Below are 21,364 nucleotides of genomic sequence, written 5' to 3'. Positions count from 1 at the left end.
TTATTCAAGGTGTAAGATTTTGAATTATCAAAGAAACACAAAAATTAATAAAATTTATTCGTTTACTCATTGTATCAAGAGAGGTGGAGGGACTGGCCCTTTGAAACCTCGGCAACAGGTTCATTTTGAATACTGTGCCACTTCCTGCAAGCTTTATGCTTGAAAGATAGAATGAGGGACTTCGTTTATATACGGGTGCATAACTTGTACGTAAAAATCCCTCTTTCTCAATATGAAAAGAGGGATTTTTTATTTTTCATTTCCCTCATCATCATCCAAACTTAATTATTTAGGAGGAAAATCAAATGAAAAAGAAGTTTGTACCCGGTATTGCATCAGTTGTAGGAGTAAGTATTTTATTAACTGGTTGCGGTAGTTATAAAAACGAAGCAAGCGGAGCAAATGCAAAAGACGAGGCACCTAGTAAACAGGTTTTAAACTTATCTTCACCTACTGAAATACGAACAATGGATACGGCTCGTGCTACAGATACTGATTCTGGTCAAGTAATGAGAAACGTATTTGAAGGTTTGTATAATCTTGGTGAAGGTAACAAACCTGTTCCTGGTGTTGCAAAATCTCATGAAGTAAGTGGCGATAAAACGAAATACACATTCCATTTGCGAGATTCAAAATGGTCAAACGGCACTCCTGTTACAGCGAAAGATTTTGTGTTCGCTTGGCAAAGAGCCGTAGATCCAGCAACAGCCTCTGAATATGCATTTCTATTCTTTGATATTAAAAACGCAACAAAAATTAACAACAAAGAACTTCCAGCCGACCAACTTGGTGTAAAAGCAGTTGATGACCATACGTTTGAGGTAGAATTGGAGCGTCCTGTTCCGTATTTTATTAGCTTAACAGCGTTCCCAACATTTCTACCAATTAACGAGGAATTCTTTAAAGCACAAGGTGATAAGTACGCTTTAGAAGATAATACAATCTTGTACAACGGGGCTTTTACACTAAGCGATTGGAAGCACGAACAAAGCTTTAAATTCAAGAAAAACCCTACCTATTGGGATAAAGATACTGTCAAACTAGAAGAAATCAATTTTAACGTCGTAAAAGAAAAATCAACAGAAGTAAATTTATTCGAGTCAAAACAATTAGATCGTATAAAACTAACATCTGACTTCGTCGATAAATATAAAAAGGATGCTAACTTTAAAGAACGTCCAAACGTAGGCGTACAATTTTTACGTATGAATCAACAAAACAAAGTGCTTCAAAACGTTTCTGCACGCCAAGCAATTGATCAAACAATTGATAGAAAATCCTTTGTAAATACGTTATTAAATGATGGATCTACACCAACATTTGGTCTCGTTCCAAAAAACTTTGCAAAAGGACCTGAAGGAAAAGACTTCCGTACTGCAAATGGCGATTTAACAAAAGTTGATACAAAATCTGCACAAGAGTTATGGAAAAAAGCTAAACAAGAGCTTGGTTCTGAAAAGATAACATTAGAATTATTAACGAGTGATGCTGACCTTGATAAGAAAACTGGTGAATTCTTAAAAGGACAACTAGAAAAGAATCTAGATGGATTAACAGTAAATATAAAACCGCAACCGCGTAAGCAACAAGTTTCGCTTTTATTAAAAGGTGACTACGAAATCGGAATTGATGGCTGGAGCCCTGACTTTGCGGATCCAATTACATTCCTTGAGCTATTTACAACGAATAACCCTTATAACTTAGATCATTACTCTAATAAGGAATTCGATGAAACAATAGCAAAAGTGAAAACAACTTTAGCTGGTGATGAAAAAGCTCGCTGGGAAGCATTACTAGCATCCGAGAAAATATTATTTAAAGACTCTGTTATCGCTCCTCTTTACCAAAAAGGCGAATCTTATTTAGAACGTTCTTATGTGAAAGGAATTGTGCAAGTAGACTTTGCAGGGCAATTAAACTTCAAGTGGGCAAAAATTGAAAAATAAAGTGAAACTTTAATAAGTGGGGGTTTCTTCATCCCCACTTATTATTAGCCCACACCAATTGTTTTTTTAGCAAAATATATTAAAAATAGGTTCTCTCACACATGAGAATCCGCTTTTTCAATATATTATTCTAAGAAATTAACAATCTATTTTTATTATTGACATATAGTTCTTTCCAGTGTTAATATTCTAAATAATCAAATAAACGAAATATTTCACCATCAAAATATAATGTCTACTACGTTGAAACATATAACGATAGATTATAGATCAACATGTATATACATATAGAACACCTGATTACCTATAAACAAATATTTATAATAGGTTTTATCTCCTTCTATAGCTACTTCAAGACATGGACATTATGACGTTACGAACAACACATTTAGGGAGGAACGAACAATGAAGAAAAAAGTTATACCTGTTGTTGCATCTGTTTTAGGGGCAAGTCTATTACTAACTGCTTGCGGGGGAAATAAGGATAATGCAAGCGGAGCGAAAGCAAACGATAAAGCACCTGATAAACAGGCAATTAACTTATCATTCGCTTCAGAAATTCCAACAATGGATGTTGCAAAAGCAACGGATGGGGAATCCATGAACGTAATGCGCAATGTTTTTGAAGGGTTATATGCAATGGGAGAAGATAATAAACCGGTTCCTGGTGTCGCTGAGTCGGTTGACATTAGTCCCGATAAAACAAAATATACATTCCATCTGCGTGATTCAAAATGGTCAAACGGTACTCCTGTTACAGCAAAGGACTTTGCCTTCGCTTGGCAACGTGCCGTAAATCCTGATACAGCAGCTGAATACGCATTCTTATTCTTCGATATAAAGAATGCGAAACAAATAAACCAAAAACAATTGCCAATTGATCAACTAGGGGTCAAAGCTGTTGATGACAAAACGTTAGAAGTGCAACTAGACCGTCCTGTTCCCTACTTCTTAAGCTTAACGACATTCTCAACATTCTTACCAATTAATGAAGAGTACTTAAAATCTCAAGGTGATAAATATGGTTTGGAAACAAATCATTTAATTTACAACGGTGCTTTCACATTAGAGAACTGGAAACATGAACAAAGCTTCCAATTGAAGAAAAACCCTAACTATTGGGATGCTAAAACGGTAAAATTAGAAGAAATCAACTTCAATGTCGTTAAAGATAAGTCTACAGAAGTGAACTTATATGATTCAGGACAAATTGATCGTGTTGCTTTAACTGCAGAGTTTGTTGATAAATATAAGAGCGATCCAAACTTCAAGGAACGCGCTGAAGTCGGCATTCAATTCTTACGATTAAATCAAAAAAATGAAACATTAAAAAATCAACATGCACGCCTTGCTATTAACGGCGCAATGAATAAAAAAGCTTACGTAGAAACAATTTTAAATAACGGCGCTGTTCCAGCTGAAGGAATGGTTCCTGCGAAATTCGCAAAGAGCCCAGAAGGCAACGACTTCCGTAAAGAAAATGGAAATCTAGTCAAGGATGATGTGAAAACAGCGAAAGAAAACTGGAAAAAAGCAAAACAAGAACTTGGTACTGACAAAGTAACAATCGAACTATTAACAAGTGACAATGCTTTAGCTAAAAAGACTGGTGAATATTTAAAAGGTGAATTAGAAAAGAACTTAGACGGATTAACAGTGAATTTAAAACCACAACCACGTAAACAACAGCTAAAACTACTATTAAGTGGTGACTATGAAATTGGTATTGACGGCTGGGGCCCTGACTTCGCTGATCCAATTACATTCTTAGATCTATTTACAACAGATAGTGCTTATAACTTCGATAAATACTCTAACAAAGAGTACGATGAGCTAATTCATAAAGTGAAAACAGATTTAGCTGGCGATGAAAAAGCACGCTTTGAAGCAATGAAGCAAGCTGAAAAAATTCTATTACAAGACGGCGCTGTCGCTCCTTTATACCAACAAGGTCGTTCTTACTTACAACGCTCTTTCATTAAAGGACTTGTAACAACTGACTTCGGTGGTGAGTTTAACTACAAGTGGACAGAAGTTGCAAAGTAACAAAAGTAAAAGGTATCCCATGAAGGATACCTTTTTACTTTTATACAACTTTAACTACAGAGCTTCCTCTTCCCTTTGCCATTCCTTTTATAGCTAAAATCATACCTGCTACTAATTGTATAACCAATACAATAACTAATAATGAAATAATATTTCTTTCTAAACTAACTCCTCCAAATATTATTGTATAATAGCCATTTCCTGCATATATTGCAGGAAATAATTCACCGATTGTTTGATATGTTTTAGAAAGCATTTCATGTGGTACAATTACACCCAAACTTACAAGTTGTAACGATAGTGAGATGATATTGAAAATCATACCTGCATCTCCAAAAACAGTTACAACCATTTGTGTTAATGAAAGAAAGGCGAAGAAGACTATTGTCAATAATCCTCTTTTCCTTCTTTTTGCATTGAACCAAAACTCATCATACATATAAACACAAACATCAAATATGTTCTCCACGTCAAAGAAGGTATATGCCCTGACCAAAGATAGCTAACTAAATAATTAACTCCCATAATACAAGACGATATTACTAAACTAATACTTATTAGTTTTACATATTTGAGCATATCTTTTCTCCTTGTTTTTTATTTTTCTACTTCTTCAAATTGTAGATTCACCGGCTCTTCTAAAAGTGTTTCATAAAAGTTCTCTGCCAAATCTGTTGAAGGAATTTTTTCATCTACTTCATCAAATCGAATACTATCTAGCCACACACAACCTTCTCCTGATAATAAAACACCAAATGCAATACCAAGTGCTTCTTCTTTTATATCTAATACAACCGAGTACGATTGCCAGTTATTCGTATTTTTAATGGGGCGATTTTGCATATTATCCATAGCGAGCGGTTCTGTATCTTTTCCATCTACTCGCATCCACAATCCTGCCCAATCTCTTACATTTTCACTCTTAATAAATGCTGTAAAACGTAATCTCTTTCCTACATATTTATCCGCTCGGAACATTTGCATTAGTGTTGAAAATCCTCCGTGCGTAACATTCTCTTTTGCTTTTATGTATGCAGATACTTTCCCCTGATGGACAACTTCATAATCTAAACCCATCTCATATTCAGCAGGATGACTTCCACTTAAGATCCATCCTTTCGGTATACCTTTTTGCATTGAAACACCCTCTCTTTCTATATAAAATGACTGAAAGTACTTTCGATATTTCTTTGGTGGCAATTGAAACATTCTTTTAAAAGCTCTCGTAAATGCCTCTTGTGAGGAAAAACCGTATTGCACTGCAATATCAATAACAGCTCTCTCCGTTGACACTAAAACTTGCGCAGCATGAGTTAACCTTCTCTTTCGAATATAATCTGTTACACTCATCCCAACATATCTTTGAAAGATGCGATGAAAATGGTACATCGATACTGCACTGTGAGATGCCACTCTTTCTGTTGTAAGCTCCTCATGTAAGTGATTCTCTATATATTCAATTGATTTTTTTATTATCTCTTTATATTCTTCATGCATTTTAGCCCCTCCTCACAACTTCAATTTACCATATACATACAAATCTTTTTTGATTTAAATTGCGGATTAGCCCTTGCAACTACAGAATAATAATTTATTTTCAACACATACATAATTACATGTTTTTGGGAAAAACTTGTATAGAACGAATTTACATAAGGAGGAATTTATAATGAGAATTCTACTATCAGTTTTATTAGCTCTTATGCTAGTACCTGCATTAACAGGATGTAAAGCTCCTGCAAAAGAAGACACAACTTCTAATAAAAAGACGACTGAAGAAGCAAAAAATGAGGCTCCTGCAGATTTAAAACTAAACTTCAATGAATTCGATTTAAAGGCAGACTACCAAGATACAAAGAAAGACTACGAAGCAGACTATAAAAATGTAGCAGCTGATAAGAAAATGGAAGCAAAAATTGAAGATCATAAAGCAGATGTAAAATTAACAGGAGACGAGGCTATCACAAAATTAAGCCCACTCTTACAAGAATTAAAATTTGATAAAAATACTGCTGACCAAGAAGTAATCGATCAAGTAGTGAACGTGTTCAAACTTGATAAAGACTATCAAAAATTTGATTTAGAAGTTGTCTTCTCTGATGGAACGAAAAAAGAATACAAAAGAGAAATAAAATAAAGAAGTAGGCGGTAGTAAGAAGAAAAAATAACCTTGCACAGGCAAGGTTATTTTTTCATTTCTGCTTGAAAACGTTTATAGTATGTTGATGCTGTTGCAAAATTAATTTCTATATCACGAATCAACGATGAATCTTCTTCTTTAGCTAACTTCTGTAATTTTTTCATTGCTTGCTCCGATTCATTCAAGAAACCAACATATACTTCATGTTCTTGCTCTTTCGACTTCGGCACACGAATTTCTTTACGTATATGATCAATATCTTCTAACATGCTCGTTGTTACCTTTTGCACATCTTCTTTATATGTAGCAGTCGTTATTTCCTTACCGCCCTTTTCTTTTGCTACTTCAAATAACTGCAGTGCTTTATTAATTTCTTTATTCATTTTCATATCGTATTTTTCATGTACTGCACGGTATTCTTTCATCTCTTCTGTTTGTTCTGTAGATTGCTCTACCTTTTCTTTCGGTTCTTTCGTATCTTTATTTCCATTACATCCTGCTAGAAGGAGCATTCCTCCCATTACGGCAATACCCAAAACCTTCTTCATCTCTTCTTCTCCTTTTATCTACAACTATTACTCATTATAGTTTCTTTTATCTCCACTTGTTATTATACCGAGAACATCCTACTTTTTACACTTAAGACGACACCGTAATATATATACCAACATGTTTGTCACAGTATCGTCACTTTATACAAATAATTTTTGCAATGCTTTACTACATCACCTTACAAAACTGTATGAGGTATTTCAAAGAAATGAAAAAAGAACTGATTCAAACATTCCCTTTGAATCAGTTCTTTTTTGTTAAGCCTCTAGATTTTGTTTTTGTTGCAGTTCAAACTGTTTCTCACTTCTTCTGGCCATAAATAGATAACATAACACTGCTCCTACTTCACAAAGCGCAATAACAATACCCATCGGTAATGCTGTATTACTTCCACCGATACCTACTAGCGGAGCAACAAGAGCTCCTGAAATAAACTGTAATAAACCTAATAAAGCTGATGCTGTTCCTGCAGCTTGTTTCTGATTTCTCATCGCTAATGAGAACCCAGTTGTTGATACAACCCCGACACTTGATACAACAAGGAATAACGAACATAAAACACCAATTAAACCTATTCCTAGTACGATTGTCAGTAGTAAAGATAGACCACCAACAGCTGCGATAATAATACCCGCAACAAATAATGTCTTCTCATTCACTTTCCCCGCTAAACGACCCGTTACCTGACTAGCAATAATAATACCGATGCCGTTAATCGCAAAGAATAAACTAAATTGCTGTGGTGATGCTCCGTATATGTTCTGCAACACAAATGGTGAGCCCGAAATGTATGCAAACATTGCCGCTGTTACTAATCCTTGTGACAATGCATATCCCATAAACAGACGGTCCTTTAACAATTTTCCGTACGTCGCCAAAGTCCCTGACAAACCACCCGTTTCTCTTTCTTCAGGAGGTAATGTTTCACGTAATACAAAAGTAGCTGAGATTAACATGAATACGCTAATTGCTCCAAGAACGATGAAAACACCGCGCCACGTTGTAAACTGTAACAATTGCCCCCCAATAATCGGTGCCAAAATAGGTGCTGCTCCGTTTACTAACATAAGCAGTGAGAAAAACTTCGTCATTTCAGAACCTGAGTACATATCTCTTACCATCGCACGTGATATAACAATCCCGGCTGATCCTGAAGCTCCTTGTAGGAAGCGCAATAATACTAATGTCCAAATAGATGGCGCAACAGCACAAAGTAAAGAAGAAGCAACATAAATAATAAGAGCAATAATAAGTGGTTTGCGTCTTCCGTAAATATCACTAATTGAGCCAACAAATAATTGCCCTACTGAAAGCCCAAGTAAACAAGCTGTTAATGTAAGCTGCGCTAGGGATGCACCTGTTTGCAAGTCATCCGTTAACTTCGGTAATGAAGGCAAATACATATCAATAGATAATGGCCCAATTGCCGTAAGTGTCCCTAATACAAGAATCATCCACAACCTGTTTGCCTTTACAGGTTTATATATTTCGTGATTAACTTCATTCACTTTTTCAATTCACCCTTTCCTATACACACTGAATCGTAACAATTATAGTTACATCATAAACATACGTCAAGTACAGTGCATTTTCCTCTTTCATAATGTAAAAAAAGCGATAGAAATTCTACCGCTTTACTTTTTCACATTGCTATTCGTAAATTTAGATACCGAGGCCATCGTCTCTCCCGTATCTAAATATGTAATTTGAATTGGATCTCCTACTTCTGTAAACATAGCATATGGAAATTTCTTCACTGGTATCATAAATACCTTTTGTTCATTCTCTAAAAGTACGTACACGATTGTATTTTCACCAGATTTTTCTTTATATACACGTTGTACAATACCTTCTTTTTGCGCTTCTTTTCCTGTTGAGGTTGGTCTAAATGTATCACCATTACCGCTCATTACGTTTTTATAATTCTCAAGCGCTTCTTTCTGCGAAGAACCTGTCGCAAATATTTTTGCATTAGCAGCATATACAACTGTATGCGCACGTACTAGGCCTCCGTCATCAACAACCGGAATAATCCAAGCTGGTTTACCGTATACGTTATAAATGACAGGCATTGTCCCATGCCATTTCTCTCTCTTAAAGGAATTATCCACTACTTCTGTAGCTGCTGAACCATCCATAATCCCCTTTACTTCTTTTCCATTATAATAATATAGCTTGCCTGTGCGTGCATCTACTAATGAATAGCCTAGAGCTGAATCTACTCCTTCTTTTGGAGAAGTAAAGTCTGTAAAATAATACAGTGTTCCATCTTTACCAAAAATCGGGGTCACGCCTTCTTTCGTTCCCCACTCAGTCGGAATTTTCATATCTGTTTGTGAAAATTTCGTATTCCAAAATCCGTGAATATATTTACCAAAGTACGTATTTAACGTAGATGCAGTCTCATGATTTAATACACCATCAACAAATTTAGGTGCCTTTCCTTTATCATATCTTTTCACTTCACCTGTTTGTGCATCTACTACGACAACACCTTCTACCTCAAATCCAGATCTTCCTGAAATAAATTCACCATACGTCATTGTATAATATGGTTTTCCTTTATCATCAACCTCAAATTTAGGTTTTCCTTTAAAGATTAAATTTGGTTCTGCTTGCCTTACCACACGCTCTAAATTATTACCAAAAAACATGCTTGGCACATATTTCATTTTATAACCGAGGTGCAGTTTCGCTTCCGCATCAGGATTCGTACCTGACATCGTTACATACCCTGGAATTGTCTCAGCTTTACGTGCTTTAAAAAAACCTGAAACTTCAATCGGCGCTACATATAAAGCTTCGCCGTTTACCATTTGTGGCGTTAATTCTCCTAGCTCAAAATAAGCTACTTTTGGAATATCACCAAATACTTTTTTCATCTTATTCTCCGCTGTCTTTGGCGGCACTGTAAACGGCTGGTCATTTTCAGTAAATGGCTCTGAAATATCTTTCTCTACCTTAACAACAGAATCATATTTCTTTTGCGAGATTACTATATCGTGCAAATAACCAAAGTAGCCGTAACTTGCGAGTAAAATAAACATTAGAAGTCCTTTTAATGTACCTTCTAATTTCCCTATTTGATCTTGTGAAAATAAAACAAGCCCAATTAAAATTGCTACTGCAACAGAATAATGAGTAAGAATCGAATCTACTCGATCATCAATTAGCCAAAAGTATTCATAGATTGCAATACCTATCCAAAATAAAACAGGAATAACTAAAATAGATGATTTCTTACCCTTTACAACCTTCTTATCTCCCTTCTTATCCACTGCTCGAAGCTTACTACTACTTCTTGTCCATGGAATCAAAAACAAAGTAAGAATAGCTAAAACTACAAATTTCATCAAAGGCACTGTCCCCTTTTCTTTTGTATTCCCTTTTAGTATAACAAATAAAGGGTATTAAGGTGAAAATAGGAATAGTTATATTTTTTTACTACTTAATACAATCCCGCTCACTACATATAAAATAGATGCAATATAAAAAATTGTACCAATTGTAAAGAAATCTACTAAATATCCCGTGGCAATAACCGCTACTGCTCCGCCAATGGATGTCCACACATGGTATTTTCCAATCTCATAACCAGCCTTTTCCTGCGCAACCTTTCGTGCTAACGAAGTCTTCTCAGTATTACGCTGCACAGCACCTAAAACGCCCATTACAATTTGAAGAATATACACATGCCAAACTTCCGTGGCAATTGGAAAGCAAAGCATTAAGATTGCCATGGACCAAGCGTATATGATTAATAATTTTTTATCCCCTACTTGATCAGATACCTTTCCCACTAGTGGATATACAAGTGCTGATGTTAAAGCAAATAAGCCATACGCCCAGCCAAATTGCGAGAAGCTATTTCCAACGTTTCGAAGCAATAATATATAAAAAGGAAATACCATACTTCCTGCCATCATGATGATACTTTGCGAAGCCACAAATCTTCTATATGTCATTTCGTATACTCCCTATAAAATAAATTCACAAATCTCTCTTCTGAATCTACTTCCTTCTTTTTCTTGAGAAATTCTTCAATGCGAGGATATGCCCTCTTTAACTGCTCTTTCGTTGGATAAGAATAATACGGCAAATAGTAACTACCATTATGCTTTAAAGTAACATCAATCATCTTTCGAATGACATCCTCTGTTTTCTTTATCTCACTCTCTGAGCGTCCCTGGTTAATCAAAAGAACCAGCGCAAACATATCATCTTTCGCATAGGACAAAACTGCATTTTCATTCTTTTCCACGTAACGAATCGTAATGTTGAGTAAATTAAACTCTTCTTCATTTAATACGTTACGTAAATCATCTATATACTCTGTGAAAGCATCTATAGGCACAAAGTATTCTTGTAACACTTCGGTCCTATTTGGATTTTCATATTCCATAAAAGCACTATCTGATCTCATAACATTATTACGCGTCTCATAATTTCCATCTGTACGTTCAAAATAACCTCTTTGTATATCCCAAAATGTATTCTTTCCCCAATCACTATAACGTGATAAACCAAGTAAAAATTTCGGTGCAGCTATAATATTTTCTTCCTTTAATTCACTGTACTCTTCTCTCATATTTTGATTTTGTGCCAAAGTATAATCTGTCACATACATCTCTTTTAAAAATGAATTTGGAGCAACAGAAATACGCGCTAAGTGCATACGAACATTCTCATCTCTTTTCACTTTCTCTTTGAAATAAGATGCGTATTCTTTATAATCTATCATTCTCGTGTGCATTTCATATAATTCATCATCTGTTAACTTCAGCGTCACATCTAAAATAACTCCAAATAAACCGTAACCCCCAATGACATATGGAAATAACTCTGCATTTTCTTCTCTACTTACATTACGTACCGTGCCATCTGCCATTAACAATCTAAATGAATCTACTGTATCAATCAGTGCCTCATGACGAATATCACGCCCGTGTACATTTACACTTAATGAACCGCCAACAGTAAAAATATTTTGAGACTGCATGACCTGTACCGCAAGGCCATAAGGATTTATTTTCTTCTGAATATCATTCCAGGTGACACCACTTTGAACTGTAATCCGCTTCTTCTCTGGATCAAATTCTAATATTTTATTATATCCTTTCATATCGAGCATCGTGCCATTCGGATAATATGTCTGTCCTCCTTGGCTATGTTGCATGCCTGCAATGGAAATTTTCTCTCCTGAAACTTTTGCATCTCGCACTAATTTTATTAACGAGTGCTCTTCCGTAGCACCTTCAACACGTTTTATTTTTGTCGGAAGCAATTTACCTACATCACTCATAATAGGATGATCAATTTGTTTTTTATACGTATGTACAGACGTTGCAAGCAAAACCGTATATGCGACAATGACCGCTGCTATCTTTCTTTTTTTCAAAGGACACTCTCCTTATTAGCAACAAAAAGAGATACCCGTTCTTTCAGGTACCTCTCTTGACAATGATTACTTTGCTGCTGGCAATTGTATTGGATCAAATTTATCATACGATGTAAACTTTGCATCCGTAATAATGTGCGCTTTATCCTCACCATTGCTACTCATAACCATATCTATCTTTGCTGATTCATATTTAAAATCTTTTGTAATAATATATTCCCCATCTATTTCTTCTATCTTTGCATTTTGGCCTTGTAGCATTTGTTTCTGCTTTTCATCCATACTAGCTAACATACTCTCTGTCTCTTGCCCTTTTAATGCAAACTTCAGCTTATAATTATCTCCACTTTTCTCCATCTTCACTTTATTTAAAATTTCCGATGGAATCTCTAAATTATCTACCATTCCTTGAGTCGCGTTCATTCCGTTAGCATTCAATTGTTCCTCTGGTACAGACATAATTTCACCCGTATTAGGATTTTTTAACTGACCAGCAATTTTGCCACCCACATCATAAACAACAACCTCTGTACCAGAAACATTCATTTCAGAACGAGAATTTTTTTTCTTCGGCTCTAGTTGCATTTTAGCCTTTATTACATTCATCTCTGTTCCTTCAGCCTTTATTCCCACATCATATGTCATCGTTACATTTTCTTCGTTTTTAAAAGCTTCATTCGCTTTATTAAAAACATCCTTCGCTGTTAATTCCTTTTCTTTCTGCACAGCTTCTTTTTTCGGTTCGTCAGTCTTTTTTGTTTTCTCATTACTACACCCTACTCCTAGACCGACTGCAAGTACTAAACTTGAAATTAAAATAAGTTTTTTCATAACGTCCCCTCCTTCCCAAAAATAATATCATCTCTTTTCCTATGAAATCTATATAATTCGTAATATTTATCTTTAAATTTATTTCCTATATAACAACATGTTTGAGAAAAAGTTTAAATATGATGTAAATAATAACAACTCATTTCAGGAGGTCATTATGAAAGCGATTATTTGTACAAAGTACGGACCACCTAATGTTCTCCAGCTTCAAAATGTAGAAAAGCCTAAACCTAAAAAAAATGAAGTATTAGTTAAAATTCACGCAACAAGTGTATCGACTGGAGATTGTAGAATACGTGGCTTTAATAGCCCACTCTTATTTTGGATTCCTATGCGGATCATATTAGGTTTCAGAAAACCGAGAAAACCTATACTTGGCGTAGAGTTATCCGGTGAAATTGAAGACATTGGAACAGATGTAACACAATTTAAAAAAGGAGATCAAGTTTTTGCATTAACAGAACTAAACCTTGGTGGTTATGCGGAATACACATGCGTGCATGAAAGTGGATTAATAGCATTAAAACCTACCAATGTGACATATGAAGAAGCTGCCGTTATTCCTTTCGGCGGAACTTCAGCATTGCACTTCCTTAGAAAAGGACAGATAAAAAAAGGGCAACGAGTACTTATATATGGCGCCTCTGGGTCAGTAGGGACAGCTGCCATACAACTTGCTAAATACTTCGGGGCGACTGTCACAGCCATTTGTAGTAGTTCGAATTTCGATTTAGTAACAACTTTAGGGGCAGACAACGTAATTGATTATATGAAAGAAGATTTTACTAAGCGGGGCGAGCACTACGATATTATATTTGATGCAGTTGGAAAATATAAAAAGTCTCTTTGTACAGATGCATTAATGCCTAATGGAAAATATGTATCTGTGAACGGAATGATGGCAAAGGTCAGTAAAGAAGATATGAACCTGCTAAAACAACTAGCTGAAACAGAAAAGCTAAAACCTGTTATTGATAGAACTTACCGATTAGAAGAAATTGCTGAAGCTCATATATATGTAGAAAAAGGACATAAAAAGGGGAACGTTTCGATTACCTTAAAGTAAAATATATTCTGAAAATATTATTGACAATTCTTTTTGTAAGATTTACTATTAGTACCATATTCAAAACTACATACACATACTCTTATCAAGAGTGGCGGAGGGACTGGCCCGATGATGCCCGGCAACCGAGCTTATGACGTATAAGCTAAGGTGCTAATTCCTGCAAAACGAGTTTTCGTTTTGGAAGATAAGAGAGGAATCTATTTCGTCTATTCGGCACCTCTCTTATTTTTGGGAGGTGCTTTTTATTTTGGAACGTATATGAAGGGGGATTTATAGATGAAAAAGGTATTATTAAGCATTGTAAGCGGAGCAGTATTATTATTAGGCGCATGTAGCGTGAGTTCAGATAAAGAGGTAAAAGCATTAGACGAGAAAAAGATTACTATCGGTGTAACAGGTGGACCACATGAACAAATTTTTGAAAAGGTAAAAGAAGTTGCAGCAAAAGATGGTCTCGAAATTGATATAAAAGTATTTAATGATTATGTAGCGCCAAACGTATCTTTAGATGAAAAAAGCCTTGATGTAAATAGCTACCAAACGAAATCGTATTTAGATGTATTTAAAGCTGAACGCAATATGAAATTAGCTGAAGTATTTTCAACAGTAACATTCCCTATGGGCGTATATTCTAAAGATATAAAAGATGTAAAAGACTTAAAAGAGGGCGACGCAATTGCTGTACCAAATGACCCAACGAATGAACTTCGAGCTTTAAAATTATTTGAAAAAGCAGGGGTTTTAAAAGTTGATCCGAAGGCTACAGAAAAAGCGACTGCAAAAGATGTAATTGAAAATCCAAAAAAATTAAAGATTGTCGAATTAGAGGCATCTCAATTACCAACACAACTAAGTGAAGTGAAAGCAGCTGCTATTAACACAAACTTTGCATTAGGTGCAAAATTAAGTCCAGCGAAAGATTCTATCTTCCGCGAAGGAAAAGATTCACCATATGTGAACTGGGTCGTTGTTCGTACTGAAAATAAAGATGATGCCGTTGTAAATAAATTAAAGAAAGCTTATCAGTCTAAGGAAGTAAAAGAGTTTATCGAGAAAAAATTTGATGGTTCAGTTTTACCATCTTGGTAGGAGCTGACGATAATGATTGAATTACAAAACATATCCAAAGTATTTACAACAAAAAAAGGGAATGTTGAGGCTCTTAAGTCTACTTCCCTTAAAGTAGAAAAAGGCGAGGTATTTGGAATCATTGGGTATAGTGGCGCTGGTAAAAGTACATTGATTCGATGTGTAAATTTATTAGAAAAACCAACGACAGGAAATATCATTGTAAACCAACAAGACTTAACAACATTATCGACAAAAGAACTAGCAAAAGCGAGACAAAGAATCGGAATGATCTTCCAAGGATTCAATTTACTTAAAACTGTTACCGTTTATGAAAATATCGCATTACCGTTACGGCTTGCTGGCATTCCAAAAGCAGAAATTGAAAAAAGAGTAGAAAAGTATTTACGCATTGTCGATCTTTTTAATCGAAAAGATGCGTATCCAAGCGAACTTTCTGGTGGTCAAAAACAGCGTGTTGCAATTGCTCGTGCGCTATCACATGAACCTGAAGTGTTATTAAGTGATGAAGCAACGAGCGCATTAGATCCCGAAACAACCGATTCTATCCTTGATTTGTTATTAAAGATTAACGAAGAAATCGGAATTACGATTTTACTCATTACACATGAAATGAATGTCATCCAGCGTATATGTGACCGCGTTGCTGTTATGGAACATGGATCTGTAGTCGAAAGTGGGACTGTAAAAGATATTTTCACAAACCCACAACATGTAACAACGAAGAAATTTGTAAATAGCGCATTTGCAGCGAAAATTCCAGAAGAGGTACAGAAAGAACTACAAAGTACTGGAGAAATTGTAACACTTTCATTTATTGGCACTACTTCAGGGGAACCTGCCTTAGCCGTTGCCACAAAACGTTTCCAAGTGTATCCGAATATTTTATCCGGTAATATTACGCAGTTAAAACATGAAACATATGGGAAACTAGTCGTTCATATGCAAGGGGAACAAAATGAAATCCACCGTGTTTTATCATTTTTACAAGGGCAAGGAATCATCGTAGAAGGAGGTAGAACAGACTATGGGAAACAAGTCCTTTTTGGATGAATGGGGTAAAGTCATATGGGAAGCAACAATCCAAACATTTCAAATGACATCTATTTCATTACTCATCTCGATCCTTATTGCACTGCCACTTGGCGTCACACTTGTTTTAACGAGACCTGGTGGGCAACGTGAAAATAAAATCATCTATCCTATTCTTAATACAATTATTAATATCATTCGCTCTCTTCCATTTATCATTCTATTATTCTTCATCTTACCTTTTACAAAGTTTCTAATGGGAACGTCCATTGGCGTGCAAGGTGTTATCGTACCGCTTGTCGTCTTCACAGCCCCTTATATCGCACGTTTAATGGAGACAGCTTTACTAGAAGTCGATCGCGGTGTCATTGAAGCCTACCAAGCGATGGGCGTTTCTACTATAAAAATCATTTGGCACGTTATGGTGAAAGAAGCACGTCCCTCCCTTGTACTCGGATTAACAATCGCAACGATCGGCTTAATCGGCGCAACAGCAATGGCTGGCCTTGTAGGTGCTGGCGGGCTAGGGGATTTAGCATACCGCTTCGGACATTTACGCTACGAGCCTGAAGTAATGTATGCAACTGTCTTTATTTTAATTATCCTCGTTCAAGGATTACAGTCTTTAGGGAATGGTGTTGCACGAAGATTGAAGAAAGATTAAAAAAGAAGGCATCTCACCCTGGTGAGATGCCTTCTTTTTTATCTTTTAAATCCACCTTCTGAATGAATAACTTGCCCAGTAATCCACTCGGCTTCTTCACTTACTAGAAATTTAATGAGTCTAGCTGCATCCCTTGGCTCACCAATTCTGCCAAAAGGAAACATCGGCTTTAACCCTTGTTTTATCTCTTCAGTCATCCATCCTGTATCGGTTGGTCCTGGATTAATTGCATTCACTGTTATTCCTAAATGAGCTACCTCTGCTGACAACGTACTAGTAAGAGCATCAATAGCTCCCTTCGTTGTCGCATAAGCTAGTTCTCCTGCCATAGGACCTTGAAATTGCCCCGAAGTAATATTAACAATTCTACCACCAGATTTCTTATCAAATCCCCGAGAAAATTGACTACTGAGCAATGTAGTCGCACGAACATTTACCATATAATGCTTATCTAATTCTTCAACAGTCAACGTAGAGAAATCATTATTCGTAGAATATGCTGCATTATTAATTAATATATGAGGGTACCCTAATTGTTCAGTAACTTTATTTATAAGCTCTTTTGGTGCATCATTCTGAGTTAAATCTAACTCCATACTTGATACTTTAACACCGTTTTTTAGTAACTCTTCTTTTAATTGTATTTGTTCATTTTTATCAACGCCCCAAGGCATCTCTTTATCGTAAGCTGTCCAATACGTAAAAAATATATCGTATCCTGATTCAGCTAATTCTTTACAAATCGCTGCCCCTATACCATCTAGACGACTTACCCCTGTAATAACTGCTACTTTATTTTTTAATTGGTTCATCATATACTCCTCCAAGTTTAAAGGACGCATATTTTATATAAGAGATATAAACTTTCCCACAAAAAAGACAGATACATAAAATAGACACCTATCCTTATAAAAGGGATGTACAAGCCAAATATGCATTCCTTGAATGATTTACAGATAACTAAATAAACCTTCGCTTATGAGAGCAAAATTTATCTATCTAGTAGTTTCTAATCATTACAAGTTCATCCACATATTGAGTCTTTGTCTCCTTTACATATATCTCTATTCTTAGTTTATCAAAGCAGATAAAATGTTACAAAAAATAAAACAATTATTCACAACCTATCCTTGTTCACATTCTCTCCATTGTGAATCTTTTCACATTGGATATATAATAAACGTGTAAATACAATATTGGAGGGATTTCAATGGTTATCAATTTTTTAAGAACTGATAAACGTGCTACTTTCATATTATTACTTTTACGGCTTTACATAGGATATACATGGTTCGCTGCTGGGATAGGCAAAGTCTTCGGACAATCTTTTGACGCAAGTGGCTTTCTAAAGGGTGCTATTGCTCAAGCATCAGGGGACCACCCTGCAGTACAAAGTTGGTGGGCAGATTTCCTTCAACATTTTGTCCTTCCAAACGCAGACCTATTTAGCTTTTTAGTTCAATGGGGAGAAATTTTAGTAGGTCTAGGTTTAATTTTAGGCGGATTAACAAAAACAGCTGCATTTTTCGGAATCATAATGAATCTTTCATTTTTATTAAGCGGAACTGTTAGTGTAAACCCAAACCTGCTTATTTTGACTATGTTCATTTTAGTTGCAGGGCAGAACGCTGGACGTATTGGATTAGATGGCTATGTTTTCCCTAAACTTTTCCGTAAAAACAACCACGGAATATATAAATTAAGTAAAACTGCGTAGTAAGAATTTACTTTTAAAATATAAATAAGAAAAAGAGCCTGAATATAGGCTCTTTTTCTTATTTATCCTAATTTAAACTTTTAACGAACCACGAAAACCTCTGGCAGCATAGTAAGAGTCTGCTCCATTGTGGTACACGAAAACATGTCCAAAGCGATAATCGCAAAATAGAGCACCACCAAGCTCTCTAATATCTGAAGGTGTTTGTACCCAACTCGATGATTTCATATCAAAATCTCCAAGTTGTTGCAATTCCCGATATTGTTCTTCCGTTAATAGTTCAATGCCCATAGCATTGGCAACATCAATAGCGTTATTTTCTGGTTTATGCTTTTTTCTTGATTCTAACGCTTCAAGATCATAACAAAGACTTCTGCGGCCTTTAGGACTCTCCTTTGAACAATCATAGAAAGTATATTCGTCCTTTTCTTCATCATAACCAATAACATCCGGCTCACCACCAGTTACTTCCATTTCGTTAAGTGACCATAATTTTTCAGCATTAGCTTCTATCTTCGCTTCAACTTTAGCCCATTCAAGACCTTCATGGCGGTTCATGTTTTTCTCAAAACGAGCTTGCAATACTTTCAATAACTCTTCACGTTTTTCTACTAATAAGTCATTTTTATTTCCTGTCATATTAGTCCTCCCTGATATATGTACTGATAGTAGTTTAAGTATATATTTTATAATAAATCATCTCAATATGAAGACCGTTTCGATCATATATCTTGTACAAACATCTATTACAAAGTCCTAAAACCCTCCATACTCTCTTCAAGCATATAGTGTGAAAACCACCTCAAGTTCTGCTTCATAATAGCCACATGAACTCCTGGTTGGTCAGAACTATATGCCATTCCTTTAAATATAATTAATTCTGTATCAACTTCCATATCCATTAATCCTTGATATAGATCATATGCATTTGTAATTGGAATTCTTGCATCCTTTTCCCCATGTTGAATTAAGGTAGGCGTACAAGCTGATTTAATATACGTCATAGGTGATGTCTTCGTATATATATCTGGATCATTCCATGGAGTATTTCCTAAATACATTCTAATAAAGTAAGGTATATCTGTATTTACGTAATGGGTACTCCAGTTAGTTATTCCACCGCCAACTGAAATAGCTTTAAACCTGCTACTAAATGTAGAACAGAAAGCTGATACATATCCACCGTTGCTCCATCCCATAACTCCTACTCTATCTTTATCTACTATCCCTTGATCAACTAGTTTATCAACTCCTGATATAACATCGTCGTAGTCAGCAATCCCCTGTTTTCTATAGTTAGCTTTTAAAAATTCATTACCATAACCTGAACTTCCTCTGTAATTTGGCTCTAAAACGATAAAGCCTTTTTCAACAAACTGTTCAATCGGATATTTCTCATTGAAGCAGTCTGAAAATATCGGAAAAGATGCCCAAGCCGGACCACCGTGAATTACTACTAATAAAGGATATTTTTTATTAGTGTCAAACTCTACTGGCGTTGATAAAACACCTTCTATTTCAAGACCATCACTACTTTTCCATGAGATGATTTCCCTGTTACTTTTAAGTTTCCCTTTGAAAAAGCTATTTTCATCCGTTATTTTTTTATCGTCTAAATAGATTTCAAAGGTTTCATTTGTTATAGCCTTATTATAGGTTATATGATTTCCATCCTTTGTTATAGAAGCATCCATTATAAAGCCATCTACTTTTTCGCTTAATATTTCCACAGTGCCATCTTCGGCTAGCAATCCAATAAGATAATTCGTTTTATTCTGCCACCTAATTAAAATCCCTTTAGCTGTCCACTGTAATGGCATAACCGTACTATCAAAATCTGTTACAGGTTGAATTACCTCTCCGGTATTTATATCATATATCTCTAACGTACTATCTTGTATATGGTTTCTATAGTAATCCTTCTCTCTTATGCTTGCTGTGTAACATATTTTACTGCCGTCAGGAGAAAAGCAAACACTCCCTCCCAACAATTTATCCACATTTAGCTTTTGTAGCTCTCCAGCTTTAATATGGAGTATGTATAGATCTCCATTTATATAATCTGCCATATTTGAGCTTGGTGTCGCCATAAATACAACCTTTTTACCATCATTTGAAATATCAAATTCATGGATATGAAAATCCTTACCATCCGTTAATTGATAAACAACTCTGTTCTCGTGTTCATCTGTATCACTTTGTATCACCTTTTCTATTTCAATGTAATATAAACAATTATTCTGGTGTTCCTTACCAATATGTTGAAAATCTCCATATAGGTCCTTACGTTTCTTTATCTCCTCACATTCTTTTGACTGCGTAACATAATAAAGCTCCTTGCCAGTAGGCCCCCATTCGAATGTACTGACTCCTTCTTTCTCATCAGTAATTTGAACTTCGCTATAATCATCTAGCGACTTAACAAATATCTGATTTTCCCCATCACCAACTGGACTAAGATATGCGATACACCTAGCATCTGGAGACCATAATGGGTGTGTACTATCTATATCCCCATTTGATAATGGGTAACTCTGCTTCTTATCTTTTTCATATATCCATACATGATTCCTATATGTATTGTCTTTCCAATCAGCCGTCTTCTTAACAAATGCTACGTTTTTACCATCATCACTTATGTTTGTACTTGATACGGTTGGTAATGAAATAATCTCTTCTATACTTAAATATGTTTTTGCTTTCACTTTCATATAATAAGCCCCCTTGTAATGTCCATGAATCTACCGTCTCTTCTTGTCGTAATAAAGGAAATTGTTCACGGATACTTAAAATAGTAACGGAAAATTCAGATAAATAAAAGTGAATCCGATAAAGTAAAACTTTAATCTATAGGGCTCTTTCCGCTTATCAATTTTAGAT

The 21,364-nt window shown here is 35.5% G+C and carries 20 protein-coding genes and 2 riboswitches; of the genes, 8 read left to right on the top strand and 12 right to left on the bottom strand.

Annotated elements, in window-relative coordinates:
• Nucleotides 1-68 precede the first annotated feature (68 nt).
• Nucleotides 69-173: riboswitch (SAM riboswitch) on the top strand.
• Between the two features lie 132 nt (nucleotides 174-305).
• Both ACQGS6_RS06130 and ACQGS6_RS06125 read left to right on the top strand, forming a co-directional pair.
• Nucleotides 306-1,946, top strand: coding sequence for a peptide ABC transporter substrate-binding protein (locus tag ACQGS6_RS06130; protein ID WP_000726474.1), 1,641 nt, complete (start codon nucleotides 306-308; stop codon nucleotides 1,944-1,946).
• 405 nt (nucleotides 1,947-2,351) lie between these two features.
• On the top strand, nucleotides 2,352-3,992 hold the full coding sequence (locus ACQGS6_RS06125) for a peptide ABC transporter substrate-binding protein (RefSeq protein WP_000730942.1): 1,641 nt from the start codon (nucleotides 2,352-2,354) through the stop codon (nucleotides 3,990-3,992).
• Nucleotides 3,993-4,032: 40 nt separating this feature from the next.
• On the opposite strand, the gene ACQGS6_RS06120 is transcribed toward ACQGS6_RS06125, so the two are convergent.
• From ACQGS6_RS06120 to ACQGS6_RS06110, 3 genes are read right to left on the bottom strand one after another with little or no spacing between them, the layout of a single operon-like run.
• Nucleotides 4,033-4,383: a hypothetical protein gene (locus tag ACQGS6_RS06120; protein WP_000156941.1), complete on the bottom strand. Its 351-nt coding sequence runs from the start codon at nucleotides 4,381-4,383 to the stop codon at nucleotides 4,033-4,035.
• On the bottom strand, nucleotides 4,380-4,571 hold the full coding sequence (locus tag ACQGS6_RS06115; RefSeq protein WP_000922552.1) for a hypothetical protein: 192 nt from the start codon (nucleotides 4,569-4,571) through the stop codon (nucleotides 4,380-4,382). The genes ACQGS6_RS06120 and ACQGS6_RS06115 overlap by 4 nt, the downstream gene beginning before the upstream one ends.
• Before the next feature lie 18 nt (nucleotides 4,572-4,589).
• On the bottom strand, nucleotides 4,590-5,489 hold the full coding sequence (locus ACQGS6_RS06110; RefSeq protein WP_000544203.1) for a helix-turn-helix transcriptional regulator: 900 nt from the start codon (nucleotides 5,487-5,489) through the stop codon (nucleotides 4,590-4,592).
• 172 nt (nucleotides 5,490-5,661) lie between these two features.
• Between ACQGS6_RS06110 and ACQGS6_RS06105 the strand changes: the two genes are divergently transcribed.
• The gene (locus ACQGS6_RS06105) at nucleotides 5,662-6,129 is read left to right on the top strand and encodes a YusW family protein (protein WP_001221553.1); all 468 of its coding nucleotides are present in this window, start codon (nucleotides 5,662-5,664) and stop codon (nucleotides 6,127-6,129) included.
• Between the two features lie 47 nt (nucleotides 6,130-6,176).
• Here the strand turns inward: ACQGS6_RS06105 and ACQGS6_RS06100 are convergent, their stop codons facing one another.
• The 6 genes from ACQGS6_RS06100 to ACQGS6_RS06075 form a co-directional block, all read right to left on the bottom strand.
• Nucleotides 6,177-6,680 carry a hypothetical protein gene (locus ACQGS6_RS06100; protein ID WP_000756516.1) on the bottom strand — a complete coding sequence of 168 codons (504 nt, stop codon included), beginning with the start codon at nucleotides 6,678-6,680 and terminating at the stop codon, nucleotides 6,177-6,179.
• A gap of 261 nt (nucleotides 6,681-6,941) precedes the next feature.
• Nucleotides 6,942-8,201 (bottom strand): multidrug effflux MFS transporter, encoded by a 1,260-nt coding sequence (locus ACQGS6_RS06095; protein ID WP_223153447.1) that lies wholly within the window; start codon nucleotides 8,199-8,201, stop codon nucleotides 6,942-6,944.
• Between the two features lie 117 nt (nucleotides 8,202-8,318).
• Complete coding sequence (locus ACQGS6_RS06090; protein WP_000674048.1) at nucleotides 8,319-10,037, bottom strand: DUF3981 domain-containing protein; 1,719 nt, start codon at nucleotides 10,035-10,037, stop codon at nucleotides 8,319-8,321.
• 78 nt (nucleotides 10,038-10,115) lie between these two features.
• Nucleotides 10,116-10,649: an MFS transporter gene (locus ACQGS6_RS06085; protein ID WP_000222367.1), complete on the bottom strand. Its 534-nt coding sequence runs from the start codon at nucleotides 10,647-10,649 to the stop codon at nucleotides 10,116-10,118.
• Nucleotides 10,646-12,082 carry an FAD-binding oxidoreductase gene (locus ACQGS6_RS06080; RefSeq protein WP_242785326.1) on the bottom strand — a complete coding sequence of 479 codons (1,437 nt, stop codon included), beginning with the start codon at nucleotides 12,080-12,082 and terminating at the stop codon, nucleotides 10,646-10,648. Before ACQGS6_RS06080 ends, ACQGS6_RS06085 begins: the two co-directional genes overlap by 4 nt.
• A 66-nt stretch (nucleotides 12,083-12,148) precedes the next feature.
• The gene (locus tag ACQGS6_RS06075) at nucleotides 12,149-12,913 is read right to left on the bottom strand and encodes a DUF6612 family protein (RefSeq protein WP_000733612.1); all 765 of its coding nucleotides are present in this window, start codon (nucleotides 12,911-12,913) and stop codon (nucleotides 12,149-12,151) included.
• 157 nt (nucleotides 12,914-13,070) lie between these two features.
• Here ACQGS6_RS06075 and ACQGS6_RS06070 point away from each other — a divergent pair, with 157 nt between their 5' ends.
• The 4 genes from ACQGS6_RS06070 to ACQGS6_RS06055 all read left to right on the top strand — a co-directional run bounded on the left by ACQGS6_RS06070 (nucleotide 13,071) and on the right by ACQGS6_RS06055 (nucleotide 16,767).
• Entirely contained in the window at nucleotides 13,071-13,979 is a 909-nt protein-coding gene (locus ACQGS6_RS06070; protein ID WP_000643864.1) for an NAD(P)-dependent alcohol dehydrogenase, read from the top strand.
• Between the two features lie 79 nt (nucleotides 13,980-14,058).
• A riboswitch (SAM riboswitch) is annotated at nucleotides 14,059-14,173 on the top strand.
• A gap of 85 nt (nucleotides 14,174-14,258) precedes the next feature.
• Entirely contained in the window at nucleotides 14,259-15,071 is an 813-nt protein-coding gene (locus tag ACQGS6_RS06065) for a MetQ/NlpA family ABC transporter substrate-binding protein (protein WP_426964962.1), read from the top strand.
• Between the two features lie 12 nt (nucleotides 15,072-15,083).
• The gene (locus ACQGS6_RS06060) at nucleotides 15,084-16,124 is read left to right on the top strand and encodes a methionine ABC transporter ATP-binding protein (RefSeq protein WP_000571622.1); all 1,041 of its coding nucleotides are present in this window, start codon (nucleotides 15,084-15,086) and stop codon (nucleotides 16,122-16,124) included.
• Nucleotides 16,099-16,767 (top strand): methionine ABC transporter permease, encoded by a 669-nt coding sequence (locus ACQGS6_RS06055; protein WP_000527151.1) that lies wholly within the window; start codon nucleotides 16,099-16,101, stop codon nucleotides 16,765-16,767. The genes ACQGS6_RS06060 and ACQGS6_RS06055 overlap by 26 nt, the downstream gene beginning before the upstream one ends.
• Before the next feature lie 38 nt (nucleotides 16,768-16,805).
• Here ACQGS6_RS06055 and ACQGS6_RS06050 read toward each other — a convergent pair whose 3' ends face one another.
• On the bottom strand, nucleotides 16,806-17,582 hold the full coding sequence (locus ACQGS6_RS06050) for an SDR family oxidoreductase (protein WP_033668212.1): 777 nt from the start codon (nucleotides 17,580-17,582) through the stop codon (nucleotides 16,806-16,808).
• A gap of 395 nt (nucleotides 17,583-17,977) precedes the next feature.
• Between ACQGS6_RS06050 and ACQGS6_RS06045 the strand changes: the two genes are divergently transcribed.
• On the top strand, nucleotides 17,978-18,484 hold the full coding sequence (locus ACQGS6_RS06045; protein ID WP_000236358.1) for a DoxX family membrane protein: 507 nt from the start codon (nucleotides 17,978-17,980) through the stop codon (nucleotides 18,482-18,484).
• Between the two features lie 72 nt (nucleotides 18,485-18,556).
• On the opposite strand, the gene ACQGS6_RS06040 is transcribed toward ACQGS6_RS06045, so the two are convergent.
• Together ACQGS6_RS06040 and ACQGS6_RS06035 are read right to left on the bottom strand one after the other, a co-directional pair.
• Nucleotides 18,557-19,123: a DUF4256 domain-containing protein gene (locus tag ACQGS6_RS06040; protein ID WP_000147389.1), complete on the bottom strand. Its 567-nt coding sequence runs from the start codon at nucleotides 19,121-19,123 to the stop codon at nucleotides 18,557-18,559.
• A 107-nt stretch (nucleotides 19,124-19,230) separates the two neighbouring features.
• Nucleotides 19,231-21,195 carry a S9 family peptidase gene (locus ACQGS6_RS06035; RefSeq protein ID WP_000864890.1) on the bottom strand — a complete coding sequence of 655 codons (1,965 nt, stop codon included), beginning with the start codon at nucleotides 21,193-21,195 and terminating at the stop codon, nucleotides 19,231-19,233.
• Nucleotides 21,196-21,364: the final 169 nt, after the last annotated feature.

This window comes from Bacillus sp. GMs2/2 (assembly GCF_050172095.1).
Classification (GTDB): domain Bacteria; phylum Bacillota; class Bacilli; order Bacillales; family Bacillaceae_G; genus Bacillus_A; species Bacillus_A cereus.
The sequence above is the reverse complement of the archived record's forward strand: the minus strand, read 5'-3'. Positions and strand labels throughout refer to the sequence as shown.

What these genes read in the sequence shown, in the direction of transcription:
- ACQGS6_RS06130 (WP_000726474.1), top strand. Translation starts at nt 306, where the DNA reads ATGAAAAAGAAGTTTGTACCCGGTATTGCATCAGTTGTAGGAGTAAGT.
- ACQGS6_RS06125 (WP_000730942.1), top strand. Translation starts at nt 2,352, where the DNA reads ATGAAGAAAAAAGTTATACCTGTTGTTGCATCTGTTTTAGGGGCAAGT.
- ACQGS6_RS06115 (WP_000922552.1), bottom strand. Translation starts at nt 4,571, where the DNA reads ATGCTCAAATATGTAAAACTAATAAGTATTAGTTTAGTAATATCGTCT.
- ACQGS6_RS06110 (WP_000544203.1), bottom strand. Translation starts at nt 5,489, where the DNA reads ATGCATGAAGAATATAAAGAGATAATAAAAAAATCAATTGAATATATA.
- ACQGS6_RS06105 (WP_001221553.1), top strand. Translation starts at nt 5,662, where the DNA reads ATGAGAATTCTACTATCAGTTTTATTAGCTCTTATGCTAGTACCTGCA.
- ACQGS6_RS06100 (WP_000756516.1), bottom strand. Translation starts at nt 6,680, where the DNA reads ATGAAGAAGGTTTTGGGTATTGCCGTAATGGGAGGAATGCTCCTTCTA.
- ACQGS6_RS06090 (WP_000674048.1), bottom strand. Translation starts at nt 10,037, where the DNA reads ATGAAATTTGTAGTTTTAGCTATTCTTACTTTGTTTTTGATTCCATGG.
- ACQGS6_RS06085 (WP_000222367.1), bottom strand. Translation starts at nt 10,649, where the DNA reads ATGACATATAGAAGATTTGTGGCTTCGCAAAGTATCATCATGATGGCA.
- ACQGS6_RS06075 (WP_000733612.1), bottom strand. Translation starts at nt 12,913, where the DNA reads ATGAAAAAACTTATTTTAATTTCAAGTTTAGTACTTGCAGTCGGTCTA.
- ACQGS6_RS06070 (WP_000643864.1), top strand. Translation starts at nt 13,071, where the DNA reads ATGAAAGCGATTATTTGTACAAAGTACGGACCACCTAATGTTCTCCAG.
- ACQGS6_RS06065 (WP_426964962.1), top strand. Translation starts at nt 14,259, where the DNA reads ATGAAAAAGGTATTATTAAGCATTGTAAGCGGAGCAGTATTATTATTA.
- ACQGS6_RS06060 (WP_000571622.1), top strand. Translation starts at nt 15,084, where the DNA reads ATGATTGAATTACAAAACATATCCAAAGTATTTACAACAAAAAAAGGG.
- ACQGS6_RS06055 (WP_000527151.1), top strand. Translation starts at nt 16,099, where the DNA reads ATGGGAAACAAGTCCTTTTTGGATGAATGGGGTAAAGTCATATGGGAA.
- ACQGS6_RS06050 (WP_033668212.1), bottom strand. Translation starts at nt 17,582, where the DNA reads ATGATGAACCAATTAAAAAATAAAGTAGCAGTTATTACAGGGGTAAGT.
- ACQGS6_RS06045 (WP_000236358.1), top strand. Translation starts at nt 17,978, where the DNA reads ATGGTTATCAATTTTTTAAGAACTGATAAACGTGCTACTTTCATATTA.
- ACQGS6_RS06040 (WP_000147389.1), bottom strand. Translation starts at nt 19,123, where the DNA reads ATGACAGGAAATAAAAATGACTTATTAGTAGAAAAACGTGAAGAGTTA.
- ACQGS6_RS06035 (WP_000864890.1), bottom strand. Translation starts at nt 21,195, where the DNA reads ATGAAAGTGAAAGCAAAAACATATTTAAGTATAGAAGAGATTATTTCA.